This window comes from Mycobacterium fragae (assembly GCF_002102185.1).
In the GTDB taxonomy this organism is placed as follows: domain Bacteria; phylum Actinomycetota; class Actinomycetes; order Mycobacteriales; family Mycobacteriaceae; genus Mycobacterium; species Mycobacterium fragae.
In genome coordinates, this window is sequence record NZ_LQOW01000025.1 from 81,655 (window position 1) to 102,081 (window position 20,427).

Below are 20,427 nucleotides of genomic sequence, written 5' to 3' on the forward strand. Positions count from 1 at the left end.
CGCACTGCACTACCCTGGTCAGCTATGTGCGGAATCGTCGGCTATGTCGGGCACCGGCCCGCCGGTGACATCGTCGTCGACGCGCTGCGCCGGATGGAGTACCGCGGTTACGACTCGGCCGGCATCGCGCTGGTCGACGGCGGCAAGCTGACGGTGCGCCGACGCGCCGGCCGGCTGTCCAACCTGCAGACGGCGCTCGAGCACACCGATCCGGCCGCGCTGGCCGGCAGCACCGGCCTCGGACACACCCGCTGGGCCACCCACGGGCGCCCCACCGACCGCAACGCGCACCCGCACCGCGACGCGGCGGGCAAGATCGCCGTCGTCCACAACGGCATCATCGAGAACTTCGCGATCCTGCGCCGTGAGCTGGAGGTCGCCGGTGTGGAGTTCGCCAGCGACACCGACACCGAGGTCGCCGTGCACCTGGTGTCGCAGGCGTACCGCCACGGCGACACCGCCGGCGATTTCGTCGGCTCGGTGCTGGCGGTGTTGCGCCGACTGGAGGGCCACTTCACCGTGGTGTTCGCCAACGCCGACGAGCCCGGCACCATCGTCGCTGCGCGCCGTTCCACGCCGTTGGTGGTCGGGATCGGCGACGGTGAGATGTTCGTCAGCTCCGATGTTGCCGCCTTCATCGAATACACCCGAGAGGCAGTGGAACTCGGCCAGGACCAAGCCGTGGTGATCACCCCCGACGGCTACCGGATCACCGACTTCGACGGCAACGACGGCGCCGGCAGTGCCCGGAGGTTTCATATCGACTGGGACCTGGACGCCGCCGAGAAGGGCGGCTACGAGTTCTTCATGCTCAAGGAGATCGTCGAGCAGCCCATCGCCGTCGCTGACACGTTGCTCGGGCATTTCGTCGACGGCCGGATTGTGCTCGACGAGCAGCGGCTCTCCGATCAGGAACTGCGCGAGATCGACAAGGTGTTCGTGGTCGCCTGTGGTACGGCGTATCACTCCGGGCTGCTGGCCAAGTATGCGATTGAACACTGGACCCGGCTGCCCGTCGAGGTGGAGTTGGCCAGCGAGTTTCGCTACCGCGACCCGGTGCTGGACCGCAGCACATTGGTCGTGGCGATCAGCCAGTCCGGCGAGACGGCCGACACCCTGGAGGCGGTTCGGCACGCCAAGCAGCAGAAGGCCAAGGTGCTGGCCATCTGCAACACCAACGGCTCGCAGATCCCGCGAGAGTGCGACGCGGTGCTGTACACCCGCGCGGGGCCGGAGATCGGGGTGGCGTCGACGAAGACATTTCTGGCGCAGATCGCCGCCAACTATCTCGTCGGGCTGGCGTTGGCGCAGGCCCGGGGCACCAAATACCCCGACGAGGTCGAACGCGAGTACCGCGAGCTGGAATCCATGCCGGATCTGGTGGCCCGGGTGATCTCAGGGATCGAGCCGGTGGCCGCGTTGGCCCGCCGGTTCGCTCAGTCGTCGACCGTGCTCTTTCTGGGTCGTCACGTCGGCTATCCGGTCGCGCTGGAAGGTGCGCTGAAACTCAAGGAATTGGCCTACATGCACGCCGAGGGCTTCGCGGCCGGTGAGCTCAAGCACGGCCCGATCGCGCTGATCGAGGACGACATGCCGGTCATCGTCGTGATGCCCTCGCCCAAGAGCGCCGCCACGCTGCACGCCAAGCTGCTGTCGAACATCCGCGAGGTTCAGACCCGCGGCGCGGTGACCATCGTCATCGCCGAGGAGGGCGACGACACCGTGCGGCCCTATGCGGATCACCTGATCGAAATCCCCGCGGTGTCAACGCTTTTCCAGCCGCTGCTGTCGACCATTCCGTTGCAGGTGTTCGCCGCGTCAGTGGCGCAGGCCCGCGGTTACGACGTCGACAAGCCGCGCAACCTGGCCAAGTCCGTCACCGTCGAGTAGTTCCCGCGCCGAGTCTGCAACCACTGCGCAGTTCGTCGGCGTGTCGTGTACGTGGTTGCAGTGTCGGCGAACTGAGATGTAGGTGTGTCCCGTTTGCAACGCTGGCTCGCCGCTATATGGCGGTGGGTGAGCACCGCACCGTTGACCTATGTGTGGCTGACCGTCTTGCTGATCACCACGATCATTCAACATCATCTGGGCAGGCGACAGCTGCATTCCGTGCTGGTGCACGGCTCCACCAACCTTTACCACCTGGCCCGGGACCCACTGGAGGTGCTGTTCACCAGCCTGCTGTGGATCGACGGCCGGTACTGGACACCGTACCTGGTGTTGTTCACCCTGTTTCTCGCCCCGGCCGAACGGTGGCTCGGCCAATTACGTTGGCTCACGGTTGGATTGACCGCACACGTCGTTGCCACCTATATCAGCGAGGGCCTGCTGTACTTGGCGATCCAGTATCACCTGGAGCCGGAGAAGCTGGTACACGCCCGAGACATCGGGGTCAGCTACTTCATGGTCGGCGTGATGGCGGTGTTGACCTACCGCATCGCGGTGCCCTGGCGATGGGGCTATCTGGCAATACTGACCGTCGTCTTCATCGTCCCGCTGATCATTCACGTGAACTTCACCGCGATCGGGCATCTCGCCTCGATCTTCATCGGGCTCTGCTTCTATCCGATGGCCCGAACCCGCGCTACTGCTGGGCTACCTTCCGGATGACGAACTGTGACCAATCCGGTTCACGCACCGCCGACCAGTATTCGTTGAGCCGCCAGGGGCTGACGGTGTGAATCTCCCCGTCGGCGTTTTTGAAGTAGGAGTGCTTCACCGCCGGATGCGACCACACCATCTTCTTGATCTCGGTCTGGGTGCGTTGATGCCACGCGGTGGCCGCCTCGGCGGTCGGCTCGACGGAATGCGTGTCGCCGTCGGCTAGTTCGGCCAGGCAGTGGTTGATGTAGCGCATCTGCAGCTCAGAGTTGAAGATCAGGCTTCCGCCGTGTGCGAGATGCGCGCCCGGTCCGTAGATGATGAAAAAGTTCGGGAATCCGGGAACGGTGATTCCCAGATATGCGTACGGGCGCTGACCCCACACGCTGCGCAGGTCGACGCCGTCGCGGCCGCTGATCGTCATCGGCCACAGCACGTCGGTGTGCCGAAACCCGGTGGCGTAGATGATGACGTCCACGTCGTGACTGACGCCGTCGGTGGTCACCACGCCGGTAGGGGTGATCCGCTGGATGGGGGTGCGAACCAGCTCGACGTTGTCCCGGCGCAGCGTGCGCAGCCAAGTGCCGTTGTCCTGCAGGGTCCGTTTGCCGGTGGCCGGGTAGTCCGGCAACACCTTGGCGAGCAGATCCTGGTCTCCGTCAACCTGATTGGTGATCCAGTCGGTGAACATCAGCCGGGCGGCGGGGTTGATCTCGCTGACCGCGTAATCCTGGTCGGGGTAGTCGGGATCGACGCGTGCGGCGTCGAGGCCTTTGTCGGCGCCGGGCCACAGCACCAGGAACCGATACCAGCGGCCGTAAAACGGCAAGTGGTCCATCGCCCAGCGCACACCGTCGCCGACGCACTCGTGATACATCGGATTCGGAAACATCCACTGCGCCGTGCGCTGAAAGACGGTGAGCTGCTCGACATCGCAGGCGATTGCCGGCGCGATCTGAAAACCGCTGGCGCCCGCGCCGATCAGCGCGACACGCTTGCCGCGCAGGTCGACCGAGTGGTCCCAGGCTGCGGAATGAAACGACGGTCCGCCAAACGTGTCGGCGCCGTCGAACTCCGGAATGAACGGGCGGTTGAGTTGGCCGACCGCGGTAATCACTGCCCGCGCCCGCATCGTGGTGGTCCGGCCATCCGCGGTCCGGGCGGTGACCGTCCACATGCCGTCGTGGTCGTCCCACTTCGCGGCGGTCACCTCGGTACGCCAGCTGATGTGCTCACCTAGGCCGTGTTTGTCGATCAGCCCGATGAAATACGCCTGCAGTTCGGGCTGTTCGGCAAAGAAGTGCGTCCAGTCGTTGCTCGGCTCGAAGCTGTAGCAATAAAAATGGTTGGCGACGTCGACGCGGGCGCCGGGATAGGTGTTTTCCCACCAGGTTCCGCCGGGGCCGGCATTCTTCTCCACGATGGTGAACGGAATGTTGGCCTGCTTCAGCCGGATTCCGGCAAGGATGCCCGATTCGCCGCAGCCGATGACGACGACGGGAAGCCGCGCGGCGTGTTCCGGATCCAGCGGCGTGGGCCGACGCGGATCAACGCCGTCGAGGTCGATCTCTTCGAGCAGCAGCGGCACGTAGTCGTCGGGCACGGCCTCACAGACCGCCCAGTCCATCATTTCCTTGATCAGTTCGCGGGCCAGCGGCGCGGGCTCGGGGCAGCCGCGGTCGCGGTAGTCGGTGATCACAGGCAGGGCCGCCGCGCGGGCGCGCGCTTTGTCCTCCTCGGACATGAATCCCTGGACCTCATTGAGAAAGATCCCCGCGGGCTTGAAGTCGCGAATGAATCGGGGATCGCCGGTGATGTGCACGAGCGAAAGCAGCAATGTCGGGATGCTGACCTGTTCCAGCGCGGCGGCGATCTCGGGTATGGAGGTGGTGAAAGGCCGGCCGGCATAGCGGCTGCGCATCAAGCAGATCCTTTCGCGCGATTACGCTACTCCTGGTTTCGTAATGGCCGATACGATACGCGGGGGTCGCGCGATACATCAACCGCCTAGTTCCGAGTAGCGCTGACGTAGCCCAGCCCGGAGAACGCCGCCGCCTCCACCTCGTCGTTGGTCTGGACCGAAATGCCGTGAGCGGCAAATAAATCCGCAACACGAGTGAGGGTGACGTCCCAGCCGTGGCCGGCCAGGTATTCGACGATGTCGTGGCGGTCGCCGCCATACCACAGGTCGGTCATCTCGACGTCGAAGCCGTGATCGCGCCAGCGTTCGGTGGCCTCTCTTATCCGATCGGCCATCACCGGCACGCTCCGGCTGGCGTCGGGCATGTTCTCGGTGGCCAGCCGGCTCCCGGCGGCGCTCAGCGTGGTGATGTTGTCCAACAGCGCATCCTGGGCCTCGGGCGGTAGGAACGGCATCAGCCCTTCTGCGCTCCAGGCGGTCGGTTCGGTGGGGTCGAAACCGGCGCCGCGCAGCGCGGTCGGCCAGTCGTGGCGCAGGTCGACAGCCACCGAACGACGGTCGGCGGTGGGGGCAGCGCCCAAATCGGCCAGTGTGGTCGTCTTGAACTCGATGACGCGCGGCTGATCGATTTCGTAGACGACGGTTCCGGGCGGCCAGGACAGCCGGTAGGCGCGGGCGTCCAGTCCCGACGCCAGGATCACCGCCTGACGGATTCCACTGTTGGCCGCGTCGACGAAGAAGTCGTCGAAGAAGCGGGTCCGCACCGCCATTATGTCGCGCATCCGCTGCATGCCCCACTCACCGTTGTCGTCGACCTCGGCGGGGTTGAGCTCGCCGCTGGCCAGGCGGGTGAAGAATTCCACGCCGACCGCACGCACCAGCGGTTCGGCGAAGGGGTCGTTGATCAGCGGGCTGGCGGCGCGGCTGGCCAACGCGCGACCTACCGCCACACCGGTCGCGGTGGCGCCCACGCTGCTGGCCAGATCCCAGGTGTCGTCGTCGGTTCGTGCCATATTCGCCCCTCTCGTCATCGATACTTAGCTCACTTAATCGAGGCTACCCGGCCGGCCGGGCAACGTAATCTAAGGCAAATGCGGCACTACTACTCGGCTGAGACCATCCGCGAGGCCGAAGCGCCGCTGCTGGCCAGCCTGCCCGACGGGGCGTTGATGCGACGCGCGGCTTACGGATTGGCCAACTCGATCATCGGCGAATTGACGGCCCGCACCGGCGCGGTGGTGGGTCGGCGGGTATGCGCGGTCGTCGGCTCCGGCGACAACGGCGGCGACGCGCTGTGGGCCGCGACATTCCTGCGCCGTCGCGGCGCGGCCGCCGACGCGATCCTGCTCAAGCCAGAGCGCACCCACCGCAGAGGGTTGGCGGCGTTCACCAAAGCCGGCGGCCGCATTGTTGATTCCGTCGCGCCGAGCACCGACCTGGTCATCGACGGCGTGGTGGGCATCTCCGGCTCCGGACCACTGCGGCCCGGAGCGGCCGAGGTGTTCGCCGCCGTCGATGCCGCCGGAATCCCGGTGGTCGCCGTCGACATCCCCAGCGGCATCGACGTGGCGACCGGAGCAATCACCGGGCCGGCCGTGCACGCCGCGCTGACCGTCACCTTCGGCGGGCTCAAACCCGTACACGCCCTTGCCGATTGCGGCCGTGTGCGATTGGTCGACATCGGCCTGGATCTGCCCCACGCCGATGTGCTGGGGTTCGAAGCCGCCGACGTGCGGGCGCGCTGGCCGGTGCCCGGTCCCAACGACGACAAATACACCCAGGGCGTCACCGGCATCCTGGCTGGCTCGTCGACGTATCCGGGCGCGGCGGTGCTGTGCACCGGCGCGGCGGTGGCGGCCACCTCCGGCATGGTCCGCTACGCCGGCAGCGCCAAGGATGAGGTGCTCTCGCACTGGCCTGAAGTCATCGCCTCGCCCACAGCCGCCGCTGCCGGGCGGGTGCAGTCCTGGGTCGTCGGCCCCGGTTTGGGCACCGAGGACACCGGGGCCGCCGCGCTGTGGTTCGCGCTGGACACCGATCTGCCGGTGATGGTCGACGCCGACGCGCTGACCATCCTTGCGGCCCACCCGGACATGGTCGAGTCGCGTCGCGCCCCGACCGTACTGACGCCGCACGCCGGCGAATTCGCCCGGCTGGCCGGAGGACCACCCGGCGACGACCGGGTGGCCGCCACCCGGAAGCTCGCCGATGCGTTGGGCGTCACCGTGCTGCTGAAGGGCAACGTCACGGTGATCGCCGAACCCGGCGGGGTGGTCTACCTCAACCCGGCGGGGCAGTCCTGGGCGGCGACCGCCGGATCCGGTGACGTGCTGTCCGGCATGATCGGCGCGCTGCTGGCCGCGGGCCTGCCTGCACCCGAGGCGGCGGCCGCGGCGGCGTTCGTGCATGCGCGCGCGGCAGCGCTGTCGGCCGGCGATCCCGGTCCGGGCGACGCGCCCACGTCGGCGTCGCGCATCATCCCGCACATCCGCACCGCCCTGGCCGGCCTGTAGTTCCAGCGATCTACCGAAAGGATCCGTCGTGCCTCGTCATCCGTCAGTGCCCGCGCACTCGATTGCCCCCGCCTACACCAACCGGCTGTTCACCGCGCCGGTGCCGGCGTTGCGGCTACCCGATGAGTCGATGGATCCCCAGGCCGCCTACCGCTTCATCCACGACGAGTTGATGCTCGACGGCAGCTCGCGGCTGAACCTGGCGACGTTCGTGACGACCTGGATGGATCCCGAAGCCGGCCAGTTGATGGCCGAGACGTTCGACAAGAACATGATCGACAAGGACGAATACCCGGCGACCGCGGCGATCGAGCAGCGCTGCGTATGCATGGTCGCCGACCTTTTCCATGCTGAGGATCTGCGCGACGACGACCCCTCCAGTGCGATCGGGGTATCGACGATCGGCTCGTCCGAGGCGGTGATGCTCGGGGGGCTGGCATTGAAGTGGCGCTGGCGTCAGCGGGTCGGCCGGGACTGGAAGAAGCGCACCCCCAACCTGGTGATGGGCTCCAACGTGCAGGTGGTGTGGGAGAAGTTCTGCCGCTATTTCGACGTCGAGCCCCGCTATCTGCCGATGGAGGAAGGCCGTTACGTCATCACCCCCGAGCAGGTCGTCGACGCCGTCGACGAGGACACCATCGGTGTGGTGGCGATCCTGGGCACCACCTACACCGGCGAGCTCGAACCGATCGCCCCGATCTGCAGGGCGCTGGACAAACTGGCCGCCGGCGGCGGTGTGGACGTCCCGGTGCATGTCGACGCGGCCAGCGGCGGCTTCGTGGTGCCGTTTCTGCATCCCGGCCTGAAGTGGGATTTCCGGCTGCGGCGGGTGGTGTCGATCAACGTCAGCGGCCACAAATACGGGCTGACGTATCCCGGGATCGGGTTCGTGGTGTGGCGCAGCCGTGAGCATCTGCCCGAGGAGCTGGTGTTCCGGGTCAACTACCTGGGCGGCGACATGCCGACCTTCACGCTGAACTTCTCCCGCCCGGGTAACCAGGTCGTCGGCCAGTACTACAACTTCCTGCGGCTGGGCCGCGAGGGCTACACCCAGGTGATGCAGTCGCTGTCGCAGACCGCGCGGTGGCTGGCCGGGGAACTGGCCGCCGGCGAACATTTCGAGGTGATCTCCGACGGGTCGGCGATCCCGGTCGTTGCCGCTCGGCTGAAAGGGGACCGCGGCTACACCGAGTTCGACGTCTCCCATGAGCTGCGCACATTCGGCTGGCAGGTGCCGGCCTACACCATGCCGGACAACGCCACCGATGTCGCCGTGCTGCGCATCGTGGTGCGGGAAGGACTCTCCGCCGATCTGGCTCGGGCACTGCACGACGACACGGTCACCGCGCTGGGCAACCTCGACAAGACCAAGCCGGGCGGCCACTTCGACGAGCAACACTTCGCCCACTGAGCTCTCCATTGCGCCGACCGTGCGGTTTCATACGCGACATGCCGATGCGGCCGTATGAAACCGCACGTTCGGCGGCTCAACTGCGCTCTGGGACAATGACCGGAAGATGACTGTGACATCCCGGATTTCCCAGACGCCCGGTGTGATCGCCGAGGCGGTGGTCGACCTCGGCGCCATTGCGCACAACGTGCGGGTGCTGGGCGAGCATGCCGGCGCCGCGCAGCTGATGGTCGTCGTCAAGGCCGATGGATACGGGCACGGGGCCACGCCGGTGGCTCGCACCGCGTTGGCTGCGGGCGCCGCCGAACTCGGTGTCGCCACCGTCGACGAGGCGCTGGCGTTGCGGGCCGACGGCATCACCGCACCGGTGCTGGCGTGGCTGCACCGCCCCGGCACCGACTTCGCCCCGGCGTTGACGGCCGGCATTCAGATCGCGGTGTCCTCGGTGCGCCAACTCGACGAGCTGCTCGACGCGGTGCGCCGCACCGGTGAGACGGCGACGGTGACCGTCAAGGTCGACACCGGATTGAACCGCAACGGCGTGCGCGCAGCGGAATACCCGTCGATGCTGAGGGCGTTGCGGGGAGCCATTGCCGACGACGCGATCCGGATGCGGGGATTCATGTCGCATCTGGTCTACGCCGACGAGCCGGATAACCCCACCAATAACCTGCAAGCCCAACGGTTTTCCGACTTTTTGGCCCAGGCTCGCCAGGACGGCGTGCAGTATGAGGTGGCGCATCTGTCGAATTCGTCGGCCACGCTGACCCGCCCAGACATGGCCTTGGACATGGTGCGGCCCGGCATCGCGGTTTACGGGCTCAGCCCCATCCCGCAGCGCGGCGATCTTGGATTGATACCGGCGATGACAGTGAAATGCCCTGTCGCGCTGGTGAGGCCGGTTCGAGCCGGCGAAGGCGTGTCGTACGGGCATGACTGGATCGCCGACCGCGACACCAATTTGGGACTGATGCCGATTGGCTATGCCGACGGGGTGTTCCGGGCGCTGAGCGGACGCCTCGACGTGATGATCAACGGCAGACGCCGGCGCTGCGTGGGGCGAATCTGCATGGACCAGTTCGTTGTCGACCTGGGCCCCGGAGCTCCCGACGTCGCCGAGGGCGACGAGGCGATCCTGTTCGGCCCCGGCACCACAGGCGAACCCACCGCCCAGGAGTGGGCCGATTTGCTGGGGACCATCCATTACGAAGTGGTGACGAGCCCGCGCGGGCGCATCGGCAGAACTTACCGCGAGGCCGAAAATCGTTGAGCGCTGACGACGACGCGCACAGACGGAGGGCGGGCTGGTTGGCAGGTGCGGCGGGCCTGGGCGCGGTGGGCACGATCGCCGGTGTCTCGGTCGCCCGGTCGATGACGCGTCGCGCGGTGGTCGAGGATCCTTACGTCAACGAGAACTTCGAAACCCTCGATGGGGACCGCAGCTACGTGGTGACGACACCCGACGGCGTGCCTTTGGCGGTGCGCGAGGTCGGGCCTCCCGACGCACCGCTGACTGTGGTCTTCGCGCATGGGTTCTGTCTTCGCATGGGCGCCTTCCACTTTCAGCGCATGCGCCTGAGCGAAGTATGGGGTTCGCAGGTCCGGATGATTTTCTATGACCAGCGTGGGCACGGACAATCCGGCGAAGCCGCACCAGACACTTACACGGTGGCCCAACTGGGCCTGGACCTGGAGACCGTGCTGCAGGTGATCGCCCCGGGTAGTCCGGTCGTGCTGGTCGGTCACTCGATGGGCGGCATGACGGTGTTGTCGCATGCCCGCCAGCATCCGCAGCACTATGGCAGCCGAATCATCGGAGCTGCGCTGATTTCCTCTGCAGCGGAAGGTGTTTCGAAGTCGCCGCTTGGCGAGATCCTCAACAACCCGGCATTGAACGCCGTCCGGTTCACGGCCCGGTCCGCCCCTAAGCTGGTACACCGGGGGCGCAACGCGGCGCGTTCGGTCCTCGGCCCGATCCTGCGGGCGGCGTCCTACGGCGATTTCAATGTCAGCCCGAGCGTGGTGGCGTTCTCGCAGAAGATGATGCTCGAAACGCCGGTTCAGACGATGGTGGAATTCCTGCACGCGTTGGAAACACACGATGAAACCGCGGCCCTGCCCACGCTGTCGAAGATCCCGACGCTGATCGCCTGCGGCGATCACGATCTGCTCACCCCGGCTGACTACTCGCGCCAGCTGTCGGCGGCGCTGTCGCAATCCGAGTTGCACATCATCAGCCGGGCCGGTCATTTGGTGCTGCTGGGTAAGCCCGACCCGATCAACGACGGGCTGGTGCGCCTGGTCAGGCGGGCCACCCCGCAACGTAAGTGGGCAGCACTGACCCGGCGGTGGCGGGAAAGAGGCTGGCGCCGTGGCTGATCAGAGGTCCGGCACGGCGACACTGCCACGCGTCGAGGACACCATCGCGCTTGGGTCGCGGCTGGGCAAGCAGCTGCGCGCCGGCGACGTGGTGGTGCTCTCGGGTCCGCTCGGTGCCGGAAAAACGGTGCTGGCCAAGGGGATTGCGGAGGCGATGGATGTCGAAGGACCGATCACGTCACCGACGTTCGTGCTGGCGCGAGTGCATCCGGCACGCCGCGCCGGCGCGCCGGCCATGATTCACGTCGACTTCTACCGACTGCTGGACCATAGCGGCGCCGACCTGCTGGGCGAGCTCGACTCGCTGGATCTCGACACCGATCTCGAGGCCGCCGTCGTAGTGGTCGAGTGGGGTGAGGGGCTCGCCGAGCGGCTTTCCGAGCGTCACCTCGACATCCGGCTCGAGCGGGTCACCGACTCCGACGTGCGGACGGCCACCTGGCGCTGGGACTGCTCATGCTGATTCTGGCCATCGACACCGCCACCCCGGCGGTCACGGCGGGTGTGGTGACCGACGGGCTTGACGTGCTCGCCGAACGGATCACCGTCGACTCCCGGGCGCACGCCGAACGCATCACCCCGAATGTGTTGGCCGCGTTGGCCGATGCCGGGAAGACGATGGGCGACCTGGACGCCGTGGTGGTGGGTTGCGGTCCCGGCCCGTTCACGGGGCTTCGGGTGGGCATGGCGACCGCGGCGGCCTACGGGGATGCGCTCTCCGTTCCCGTCTACGGCGTGTGCAGCCTCGACGCCATCGGCGGACAGACCACCGGTGAGACGCTCGTCGTCACCGACGCGCGGCGGCGCGAGATCTATTGGGCCCGTTACCGCGACGGCGTTCGCATCGCCGGACCCGGAGTCGATGCCCCGGCCGATGTGGACCCCGGCTCGGCGCGGGCAGTGGCCGGCTCACCCGAGCACACGGCGCTGTTCGACCTGCCGCCCCGCGAACCGGCCTACCCCACGCCGCGCGGACTGGTGGCCGCGGTGACCGACTGGGCGCAGGCTCCCGCGCCACTGGTGCCGCTGTACCTGCGCCGGCCCGACGCCAAGCCCCGGGCGGATTCGGTCACTTTCGGGCCCCTGACTCCCGCCGACGCCAAGCGATGCGCGGAGCTGGAGGCCATGCTGTTTCCCGGCGACGACCCATGGCCGAAGGCCGCATTCCTGCGCGAGCTGGCCGCCAAGCACAACCACTACGTCGCCGCGCGCGTCGACGACATCCTGGTCGGCTACGGCGGAATCTCCCGGCTGGGCCGCAAACCACCGTTCGAATACGAAGTGCACACCATCGGCGTCGACCCGACCTACCAGGGCCGCGGCATCGGCCGCCGGCTGCTCAACGAACTGCTGCAGTTCGCCGATGGCGGCGTCGTCCATTTGGAGGTCCGCACCGACAACGAGGCGGCGATCGCGTTGTACCGCAGCGCCGGATTCACCGATGTCGGCGTTCGCCGGCGCTACTACCGGGTCAGCGGCGCCGACGCGTATACCATGCGAAGAGATCCCGCATGACGACCATCCTCGCGATCGAAACCTCTTGCGACGAAACCGGTGTCGGCATCACCCGGCTCGACGCCGACGGCACGGTGACGCTGCTCGCCGACGAAGTGGCGTCCAGCGTCGATGAGCACGTCCGGTTCGGCGGCGTCGTCCCCGAGATCGCGTCGCGGGCGCATCTGGAGGCGCTCGGCCCAACGATGCGTCGCGCCCTGGACACCGCGGGCATCAGCCGTCCCGACGTCGTCGCCGCCACCATCGGTCCGGGGCTGGCCGGGGCGCTGTTGGTGGGAGTGGCTGCGGCCAAAGCCTATTCGGCCGCGTGGGGGGTTCCGTTCTACGCCGTCAACCACCTCGGCGGGCACCTGGCCGCCGACGTCTACGAACACGGCCCACTACCCGAGTGCGTGGCCCTGCTGGTGTCCGGCGGACACACGCATCTGTTGCATGTGCGCTCGCTGGGCGAGCCGATCGTCGAACTGGGCAGCACCGTCGACGACGCGGCCGGGGAGGCCTACGACAAGGTGGCCCGGCTGCTGGGGCTGGGCTATCCGGGCGGCAAGGTGCTCGACGACCTGGCCCGCACCGGTGACCGCGAGGCCATCGTCTTCCCCCGAGGCATGACCGGCCCGCGCGACGATCCGCATGCGTTCAGCTTCTCGGGCCTCAAGACCGCCGTCGCCCGCTACGTGGAGAGCCACCCCGAGGCGTCGACCGCCGACATCGCCGCCGGCTTCCAGGAAGCGGTGGCCGACGTGCTGACCATGAAGGCGGTACGCGCGGCCACCGGGCTCGGGGTATCCACCCTGCTCATCGCAGGGGGAGTAGCCGCGAACTCGCGGCTGCGCGAACTGGCCGCGCAGCGCTGCGCGGAGGCGGGCCTGACGCTGCGCATCCCGCCACCACGACTGTGCACCGACAACGGCGCGATGATCGCCTCCTTCGCCGCGCATCTGGTAGCCGCGGGGGCGCCGCCGTCGCCGCTGGACGTGACCAGCGATCCCGGTCTGCCGGTGGTGAAAGGCCAGGTGAGCGGCTAGCCGGTTTGCTGGGTGACGATCAGCATGTTGTTGCTGGTCGCCCAGGCCTGAGTGAACGTGTCCATCGGGATCTGTTCGTCGCGGCCGTTAGGCGTTCCGCTGTCGTTGAGGTGCACGATGTTGGAGCGGGTGTCGACTCCGGTGACGACGACGGCGTGGTCGGCGTCGGTGCGTTGGCCCTGGCCTGGGGGATAGTTCCAGATGGTTTCGGCGTTGAGCCCGGCGATCACCTTGTGGCCGGCGGCGAGGTCCTGCTCCAGCGTCTGCATGGTGTTGCCGGTCGTGAGGTCGGACTGGATGTCGTATTTGCCCAACAACACGACCAGGTCGCCGGGGGAGGTCCCGTCGAAGTGATAGATATCGCCTTGGTGGACTTGGCTTTTGGTGAACACCCCGCGCAGCACCATGGTGATTTCGTGCGGCTCCTTGCCGGTGAGCTGGCCGATCACGTCGGCGGCGGACATCAGGCCGCAGTCCTCCCCGTGCTGGTAGCGCCAGTAGGGCGCAGCGGCTGCGGGGTCGCCGTACATTTGGCCGTTCGGGTCGGCGTGCGCGACCCCAGCCAAGCCGACGGCCGCCGCCGCGACCAGTGCTGCCACGCCGGCGGCGCGGGCCGTTTTGAGGATGCCGGTGAACATGGGGCTCATTATTAGCCGCTTGCCCTTGACGGATTCTTGGAAACGGCACGCCTCGACGGGCTCTGCCGACAGAAGCAGCGGGCCGACCTTGAGTGCTAGCACTCTCGTGTATAGAGTGCTAGGTGGCAATCGGACAAGCCCTGCGTCGGCACCCGCGACGACGACGCGAGGGCGCGGACGAATGCCGAAGCACCTGGTAACTCGGACAGTCCGGGGCAACAGCCCCGGACCTCCAACCAAACCGGTCCGGGGCGAAGGCCCCGGGCCCCATCCAACTAGTGGAGGGCTCCAATCGTGGCGAGCGTGAACATCAAGCCACTCGAGGACAAGATCCTCGTACAGGCCAACGAGGCCGAGACCACGACCGCGTCCGGTCTGGTCATTCCCGACACCGCCAAGGAGAAGCCGCAGGAAGGCACCGTCGTCGCAGTCGGCCCCGGCCGGTGGGACGAGGACGGCGAAAAGCGGATCCCGCTGGACGTGTCGGAGGGTGACACCGTCATCTACAGCAAGTACGGCGGCACCGAGATCAAGTACAACGGCGAGGAATACCTGATCCTGTCGGCCCGCGACGTGCTGGCCGTCGTGTCCAAGTAGCACAGGCATGTCCGCCCCGGCGATCCCCGCTGCCATGCGGGTGATTTCCGGGGCGGACCGCTTTAGAGCGACAGGAAAGACCTATGAGCAAGCAGATTGAGTTCAACGAAACCGCGCGGCGTGCCATGGAAACCGGGGTGGACAAGCTCGCCGACGCGGTGCGGGTGACGCTGGGTCCGCGCGGCCGACATGTGGTGCTGGCCAAGGCATTCGGTGGTCCTGCCGTCACCAACGACGGCGTCACCGTCGCGCGGGAGATCGACCTGGAAGACCCGTTCGAGAACCTGGGCGCCCAGCTGGTCAAGTCGGTGGCCACCAAGACCAACGACATCGCCGGCGACGGCACCACCACCGCGACCGTGCTGGCGCAGGCGCTGATCAAGGGCGGGCTGCGCCTCGTCGCGGCCGGCGCCAACCCGATCGCGCTCGGGTCGGGGATCGGCAAGGCCGCCGACGCGGTGTCCGAGGCGCTGCTGGCCTCGGCCACCCCGGTCTCCGGAAAGACCGGCATCGCGCAGGTGGCCACGGTGTCGTCGCGCGACGAGCAGATCGGCGAGCTGGTCGGCGAGGCGATGACCAAGGTCGGCCACGACGGCGTGGTCAGCGTCGAGGAGTCCTCGACGCTTTCGACCGAGCTGGAGTTCACCGAGGGCGTCGGCTTCGACAAGGGGTTCATCTCGGCGTACTTCGTCACCGACTTCGACGCGCAGGAGGCTGTGCTGGAAGACGCGCTGGTCCTGTTGCACCGCGACAAGATCAGCTCGCTGCCCGACTTCCTGCCGCTGCTGGAGAAGGTGGCCGAGGCGGGTAAGCCGCTACTGGTCATCGCTGAGGACGTCGAGGGCGAGCCGCTGTCGACGCTGGTGGTCAACGCCATCCGCAAGACGCTGAAGGCCGTCGCGGTCAAGGCGCCGTACTTCGGGGACCGCCGCAAGGCGTTCCTGGAGGACCTCGCGGTCGTCACCGGCGGACAGGTGGTCAACCCGGACGTCGGGCTGGCGCTGCGTGAGGTCGGCCTCGAGGTGCTCGGGTCGGCGCGCCGGGTGGTGGTCAGCAAGGACGACACCGTGATCGTCGAAGGCGGCGGGAGCGCCGAGGCCATCGCCGAGCGGGCCAAGCAGCTGCGCTCGGAGATCGAGACCACCGACTCCGACTGGGATCGCGAGAAGCTCGAGGAGCGGCTGGCCAAGCTTTCCGGGGGCGTTGCCGTCATCAAGGTGGGCGCCGCCACGGAGACCGCGCTCAAGGAGCGCAAGGAAAGCGTGGAGGACGCGGTCGCCGCTGCCAAGGCCGCCGTCGAAGAGGGCATCATCGCCGGCGGGGGTACGTCGTTGATCCAGGCCCGCAGGGCCCTGGCCGAGTTGCGGTCGTCGCTGAGCGGCGACGAGGCCCTCGGTGTTGACGTGTTCTCCGAGGCGCTCAGCGCGCCGTTGTACTGGATCGCCGCGAACGCCGGGCTGGACGGCTCGGTCGTCGTCAACAAGGTCAGCGAGCTGCCCGCCGGGCATGGGCTGAACGCGAACACCTTGACGTATGGCGACCTGGCCTCAGACGGCGTGGTCGACCCGGTCAAGGTCACTCGCTCCGCGGTGCTCAACGCGGCGTCGGTGGCGCGGATGGTGCTGACCACCGAGACGGCCGTCGTGGAGAAGCCGGAGGAGGAAGACGAGCACGCCGGCCATCACCACGGTCACGCTCACTAGAGCACTAGAGGTAATACGAAACACCCCCGGTCACCAGGCCGGGGGTGTTTTGTTTTCGGCATGGACCGCATCTGGCAATGGGCGTGGGATCGGTACGGACCGAGGTATTCGTGGGCGATGTGGGCGATGTCGTCTCTCGCTGCGCTGCCGATCTACCTGTTTCTGTCGTTTCTCCTCGTCGCCTTCGAGCAGTCTCATCGCTATGTAGAGGCGGCCGCCATCACGGTTGCCGTCGTGGCGGTTTTTGCATACACGAGTTTTCTTCCCGGTCTGGGTGGCAGCCGCCGTGTGGAGCGGTGGGCAACCGGCGACGCGGCCGATCGCACGGAAGCATTGGAGGCCACCTACACCTGGGCTCGCAGCTTCTTTGTCCGAGCGTTCGCAGGTCTAACGGCTTCAGCCGCTCTGCTAGCGGTTGTTGTCGGTGCGATCGCCGGAGCGACGGGGCCGCGGCTAGTTCAATATGGGATCTGGGGCGCTTCCGTAGGTATTTCCACGGTGCTGATCGCCGGCCACAGCTTGGCGGAAGCAGCGATGCGGCCGGCCAGGATCGCGATCGCCGGGGGCACGGGGATCGGTGATTCGCTGCCCCGCTCTCGCCCGACTTTCGCCGCGTGGTCCAACGTGGCCATGCTGACGACGGCGTTCGTGTACGTCGTCACGGGCGTGATGCTGGGGGCCGTGGCCGACCAGGTCCGTGAAGTGCCGGTGCTTGCCGTGGTGATCGGGTGTGCGGTGGCGTTAGGCTTCGCGCTGCCAATCACCGTCAGCGCCGGGTTCGCACCGTCGCTTCGCCCCATCCGCGACCTTGCAGAAGGAACGGAACGTGTTGCGGCTGGGGACTACTCGCAACGCCTGCCAGTGGTGCAGGACGATGATCTTGGTGCGTTGGCAGCGTCATTCAATCGTATGCAGACGGGTTTGGCTGAGCGCCAACGGCTTCAGGCTGCGTTCGGCACGTACGTCGACCCCGTCCTCGCGTCACGCTTACTTGAGCAGGGCGATGACGTGTTCACTGGTGAACGCCGCGAGGTGACGGTGATGTTTGTTGACGTGCGTGACTTCACGCCCTTCGCCGAGACCAACACGGCTGAGGACACTGTCGCCCGGCTCAACGCTCTGTTCGAGATCGTCGTGCCCGCTATTGTGGATGCGGGTGGGCATGTCAACAAGTTCCTCGGCGACGGCGCTCTGGCAGTGCTCGGCGCTCCCAATGACCTCGCGGATCACGCCGACGCCGCAGTGAGCGCCGCCGTGCTGATTCATCGTCTAGTCGCCGAGCGATTCGGCGGGGAGCTTCGGATCGGCATCGGCATCAATACCGGTGTGGTGATCGCAGGCACCATCGGCGGCGGGAGCAAGCTGGAATTCACACTGATCGGCGACACCGTCAATGTCGCGGCCCGGGTCGAGCAGCTCACAAAGACGACCGGTGACGCGATCCTTCTCACCCAGCAGACCGTTGATGCTCTGGTTTCTCGACCGCCCGGACTCACTGACCGCGGGCCTCACGCCCTGAAGGGCAAGTCAGGCGCCACAAAGGTTTTCGGCCTTGACCGAGCGGTGAATCGTTTGGATCGCCTCGGCTGACTAATGCTCACCTCCCGTCGGTCGCCCGGATGGTGCTGACCACCGAGACGGCAATTGTGGAGGTTGTACCACCTAATGACGAGCACGAGGGTCATCACCAAGGCCACGCTCACCAGGGCGATCTGCATTGCATCCGCGTCGGCTTCCCACCGACGCGTCGAACCCTCTACATCGGTGACCAGGAAGGTCACTACACCCGAAGGCGGTCCCGACGCGGCCACCCGCACAGGATGTCACAAAAGGCGCACGTCAATCGGCCAATCGGACCGACTTCAGCTCGGGCTGGCGTCGGTCCCTGGGTCGAGGCCAAACACCTGCACGGCGGCCGACTTTCCCTTGAGTGCGTGCGATCCCCGGTCGATGAGTCCGGGCGGTCGAGCAGCCAGGGCGTCGACGCAGTGGCCGGTGAGAAGGACCGCGTCACCGGTGGTCTTGGTCAGCTGCTCGACACGGGAGGCGACATTGACTGTGTCGCCGATCAACGTGAACTCCAGCTTGCCTCCCCCGCCGATCGTGCCAGCGATCACTACACCGGTGTTGATCCCAATGCCAATCCGAAGCGCACCGCCGAATCGCTCGGCGACGAGGCGGTGAATTAGAAGGGCGGCGGCCACAGCCGCGTCGGCATGATCTGCAAGCTCGTTGGGGGCGCCGAAGACCGCTAGCGCGCCGTCGCCGAGAAACTTATTGACATGACCACCCGCCTCGACGACGGCGGGCACCACGATCTCGAACAGGGCATTGAGGCGTGCGACGGTGTCCTCGGCAGTGTTGGCCTCGGCAAACGGGGTGAAATCGCGAATATCGACGAACATCACGGTCACCTGGCGGCGCTCACCGGTGAAGACGTCGTCGCCCTGCTGCAGTAGCCGCGCCGCGAGGGCGGGGTCGACGTAGGTGCCGAACGCGGCCTGAAGTCGTTGCCGCTCAGCCAATCCCGCCTGCATGCGGTTGAACGACGCCGCCAGCGCACCGAGGTCATCGTCCTGAACGACCGACAATCGCTGGGTGTAGTCGCCGGCTCCCACCCGTGCGGTTGCCTCGGCAAGGTCGCGGATGGGACGCAAGGACGGCGAGAGCATCACACCGACGATGATCGGCGCGAAGCCGAGCGTCAACGCACCCCCGATCACAACGGCAAGCACCGGGACCTCACCGGGGCGGTCCAGCACGACCGCTAGCAGCGCGCCCCCGGCGGAGAACGCGAACACGGAGGCAAGCCACGAGATGGTCGACCACGCGGCAAAAGTCGGGCGAGAACGGGGCAGGGCGTCGCCGATCCCCGTGTCCCCGTCGAGGGCGGCCCTGGCCGGTCGCAATGCTCCTTCCACAAACGCGTGCATACCGATCAGATTTATGGCAATTCCTGAGCTGAATCCCAAGGTCCCGTACTGGACGAGCCGCGACTCGCTCGCTCCGGCAATCGCACCGACAACCACCAAAAGCAGAAAGCCCGAAACGGGCATGAACCCCAACCCTCGCACACCCGTTGCATGAGCCCAGGTGTAAGTGTCTTGCAGTGCCCTTGCACGATCGACCTCGCGGCCATCTGCCCACCCTTCCGCAAGACGGAAACGTCGGCTCCCGGGAAGAGTCACCACGAAAGACAACACCGCCACGGCGACACCGGTGACGATGGCCGCCTCGGCGAAGTGACTCGATTTCTCGTAAGCGACAACGACAATCGACCAAACGAGGTTGGCCGGCAGCAACGAGGCGAACAGGCCTACCCAGATTGCCCACGAGTACCTCGCTCCATACCTATCCCACACCCACTGCCAGATACGATCCATGCAGGGAGACTAAAACGGTTAGCCGGTCACGCATCGTCTGCCGCGGCCCTCGCACAGAGCTAAGCCACAAATGCGGCTCAGCAAAGGGTCGCCGCCGCGACTCGATCACACCTTGGAACCCAATCCCGCGATCAGGTTGACGGTGACCGCCAAAACGACGGCGCCGAGAAGATAGGACAGCAGCGCATGGCGCAACACCGTCGCCCTGATGGACGTCAGCCCGATCTCGGTGTCCGACACCTGAAACGTCATACCTACGGTGAAGGCGACATACGCGAAGTCGCGGAAGCGGGGTGGCTCCGGGTCGTGGAAGTTGATTCCACCCGGCTCATCTGAGTAATAGAGCCGCGCGTAGTGCACCGTGAACAACGTGTGCACGGCAAACCAGGATGCGGCGACGGTCAGAACGCCGACGACCGCGGCTTCTATGGCTCCGGGGCCTGAACGCGACGCGGCGGCCACCACGTAACCGACCCCGCCGAGGCTCGCGACGCTCGCCGACACGATGACCGCGTCGGCCGCCCACCGGGTGGGGTCCTCCCTGGTCGCATATTCGCAGGTTTGATCGGCATCCATTCCGCCCAGGATGAGCCGCGTCCACACTACATAGACACCGGCGCTAACGACCCAGCCGGTGATCGCGAATCGCCAGCCGACGGTGTTACCCACCGCCACAGCGACGGCGATTCCGAGCACCGCGGCGATCACTATCCGAACCGCGACCGTCTCGCGGAGCAACAT

General features: G+C 66.8%; 17 protein-coding genes and 2 pseudogenes. 14 read left to right on the forward strand and 5 right to left on the reverse strand.

Features of this window, described 5'->3' with window-relative positions; genetic code table 11:
* Positions 1 to 24: 24 nt before the first annotated feature.
* Entirely contained in the window at positions 25 to 1,890 is a 1,866-nt protein-coding gene (glmS, locus tag AWC06_RS13605) for a glutamine--fructose-6-phosphate transaminase (isomerizing) (protein WP_085198357.1), read from the forward strand.
* Positions 1,891 to 1,983: 93 nt separating this feature from the next.
* The gene (locus AWC06_RS13610; protein ID WP_085198653.1) at positions 1,984 to 2,610 is read left to right on the forward strand and encodes a rhomboid-like protein; all 627 of its coding nucleotides are present in this window, start codon (positions 1,984 to 1,986) and stop codon (positions 2,608 to 2,610) included.
* On the opposite strand, the gene AWC06_RS13615 is transcribed toward AWC06_RS13610, so the two are convergent.
* Both AWC06_RS13615 and AWC06_RS13620 read right to left on the reverse strand, forming a co-directional pair.
* Complete coding sequence (locus AWC06_RS13615; RefSeq protein WP_085198360.1) at positions 2,585 to 4,522, reverse strand: flavin-containing monooxygenase; 1,938 nt, start codon at positions 4,520 to 4,522, stop codon at positions 2,585 to 2,587. The two genes, AWC06_RS13610 and AWC06_RS13615, sit on opposite strands and share 26 nt — an antisense overlap.
* An 86-nt stretch (positions 4,523 to 4,608) precedes the next feature.
* Positions 4,609 to 5,535 (reverse strand): class I SAM-dependent methyltransferase, encoded by a 927-nt coding sequence (locus tag AWC06_RS13620; RefSeq protein WP_085198363.1) that lies wholly within the window; start codon positions 5,533 to 5,535, stop codon positions 4,609 to 4,611.
* Positions 5,536 to 5,613: 78 nt separating this feature from the next.
* Here AWC06_RS13620 and AWC06_RS13625 point away from each other — a divergent pair, with 78 nt between their 5' ends.
* From AWC06_RS13625 to tsaD, 8 genes and pseudogenes are all read left to right on the forward strand, one after another.
* Positions 5,614 to 7,035 (forward strand): NAD(P)H-hydrate dehydratase, encoded by a 1,422-nt coding sequence (locus AWC06_RS13625; RefSeq protein ID WP_085198366.1) that lies wholly within the window; start codon positions 5,614 to 5,616, stop codon positions 7,033 to 7,035.
* 28 nt (positions 7,036 to 7,063) lie between these two features.
* Positions 7,064 to 8,446 (forward strand): glutamate decarboxylase, encoded by a 1,383-nt coding sequence (gene gad, locus AWC06_RS13630; RefSeq protein ID WP_085198369.1) that lies wholly within the window; start codon positions 7,064 to 7,066, stop codon positions 8,444 to 8,446.
* Between the two features lie 106 nt (positions 8,447 to 8,552).
* Positions 8,553 to 9,716: an alanine racemase gene (gene alr, locus AWC06_RS13635; RefSeq protein ID WP_085198371.1), complete on the forward strand. Its 1,164-nt coding sequence runs from the start codon at positions 8,553 to 8,555 to the stop codon at positions 9,714 to 9,716.
* Positions 9,713 to 10,825: an alpha/beta fold hydrolase gene (locus tag AWC06_RS13640; RefSeq protein WP_085198374.1), complete on the forward strand. Its 1,113-nt coding sequence runs from the start codon at positions 9,713 to 9,715 to the stop codon at positions 10,823 to 10,825. Before alr ends, AWC06_RS13640 begins: the two co-directional genes overlap by 4 nt.
* On the forward strand, positions 10,818 to 11,288 hold the full coding sequence (tsaE, locus tag AWC06_RS13645) for a tRNA (adenosine(37)-N6)-threonylcarbamoyltransferase complex ATPase subunit type 1 TsaE (RefSeq protein ID WP_085198377.1): 471 nt from the start codon (positions 10,818 to 10,820) through the stop codon (positions 11,286 to 11,288). The genes AWC06_RS13640 and tsaE overlap by 8 nt, the downstream gene beginning before the upstream one ends.
* Positions 11,282 to 11,887 (forward strand): annotated as a pseudogene (gene tsaB, locus AWC06_RS23650) (tRNA (adenosine(37)-N6)-threonylcarbamoyltransferase complex dimerization subunit type 1 TsaB); the annotation flags it as partial. The gene tsaE and the pseudogene tsaB, both read left to right, overlap by 7 nt.
* Positions 11,888 to 11,908: 21 nt before the next feature.
* Positions 11,909 to 12,340, forward strand: coding sequence for a ribosomal protein S18-alanine N-acetyltransferase (gene rimI / locus AWC06_RS23655; protein WP_227370980.1), 432 nt, complete (start codon positions 11,909 to 11,911; stop codon positions 12,338 to 12,340).
* Complete coding sequence (tsaD, locus tag AWC06_RS13655) at positions 12,337 to 13,365, forward strand: tRNA (adenosine(37)-N6)-threonylcarbamoyltransferase complex transferase subunit TsaD (protein ID WP_085198382.1); 1,029 nt, start codon at positions 12,337 to 12,339, stop codon at positions 13,363 to 13,365. Before rimI ends, tsaD begins: the two co-directional genes overlap by 4 nt.
* Here tsaD and AWC06_RS13660 read toward each other — a convergent pair.
* The gene (locus tag AWC06_RS13660) at positions 13,362 to 14,003 is read right to left on the reverse strand and encodes a C39 family peptidase (RefSeq protein WP_085198655.1); all 642 of its coding nucleotides are present in this window, start codon (positions 14,001 to 14,003) and stop codon (positions 13,362 to 13,364) included. The genes tsaD and AWC06_RS13660 overlap by 4 nt on opposite strands.
* Positions 14,004 to 14,297: 294 nt before the next feature.
* On the opposite strand from AWC06_RS13660, the gene groES reads away from it, so the two are divergent.
* The 4 genes and pseudogenes from groES to AWC06_RS23980 form a co-directional block, all read left to right on the forward strand.
* Positions 14,298 to 14,600 (forward strand): co-chaperone GroES, encoded by a 303-nt coding sequence (gene groES, locus AWC06_RS13665; protein WP_045384501.1) that lies wholly within the window; start codon positions 14,298 to 14,300, stop codon positions 14,598 to 14,600.
* An 83-nt stretch (positions 14,601 to 14,683) separates the two neighbouring features.
* Positions 14,684 to 16,303, forward strand: a complete 1,620-nt coding sequence (gene groL, locus AWC06_RS13670) for a chaperonin GroEL (protein WP_085198385.1) — start codon at positions 14,684 to 14,686, stop codon at positions 16,301 to 16,303.
* A 60-nt stretch (positions 16,304 to 16,363) separates the two neighbouring features.
* Entirely contained in the window at positions 16,364 to 17,893 is a 1,530-nt protein-coding gene (locus AWC06_RS13675) for an adenylate/guanylate cyclase domain-containing protein (protein ID WP_085198388.1), read from the forward strand.
* A 17-nt stretch (positions 17,894 to 17,910) separates the two neighbouring features.
* Positions 17,911 to 18,006, forward strand: a pseudogene (locus tag AWC06_RS23980) (hypothetical protein); the annotation flags it as partial.
* A 159-nt stretch (positions 18,007 to 18,165) separates the two neighbouring features.
* On the opposite strand, the gene AWC06_RS13680 reads toward AWC06_RS23980, so the two are convergent.
* Both AWC06_RS13680 and AWC06_RS13685 read right to left on the reverse strand, forming a co-directional pair.
* Positions 18,166 to 19,686, reverse strand: coding sequence for an adenylate/guanylate cyclase domain-containing protein (locus AWC06_RS13680; RefSeq protein ID WP_085198391.1), 1,521 nt, complete (start codon positions 19,684 to 19,686; stop codon positions 18,166 to 18,168).
* Between the two features lie 105 nt (positions 19,687 to 19,791).
* The gene (locus AWC06_RS13685) at positions 19,792 to 20,427 is read right to left on the reverse strand and encodes a DUF1345 domain-containing protein (protein WP_085198394.1); all 636 of its coding nucleotides are present in this window, start codon (positions 20,425 to 20,427) and stop codon (positions 19,792 to 19,794) included.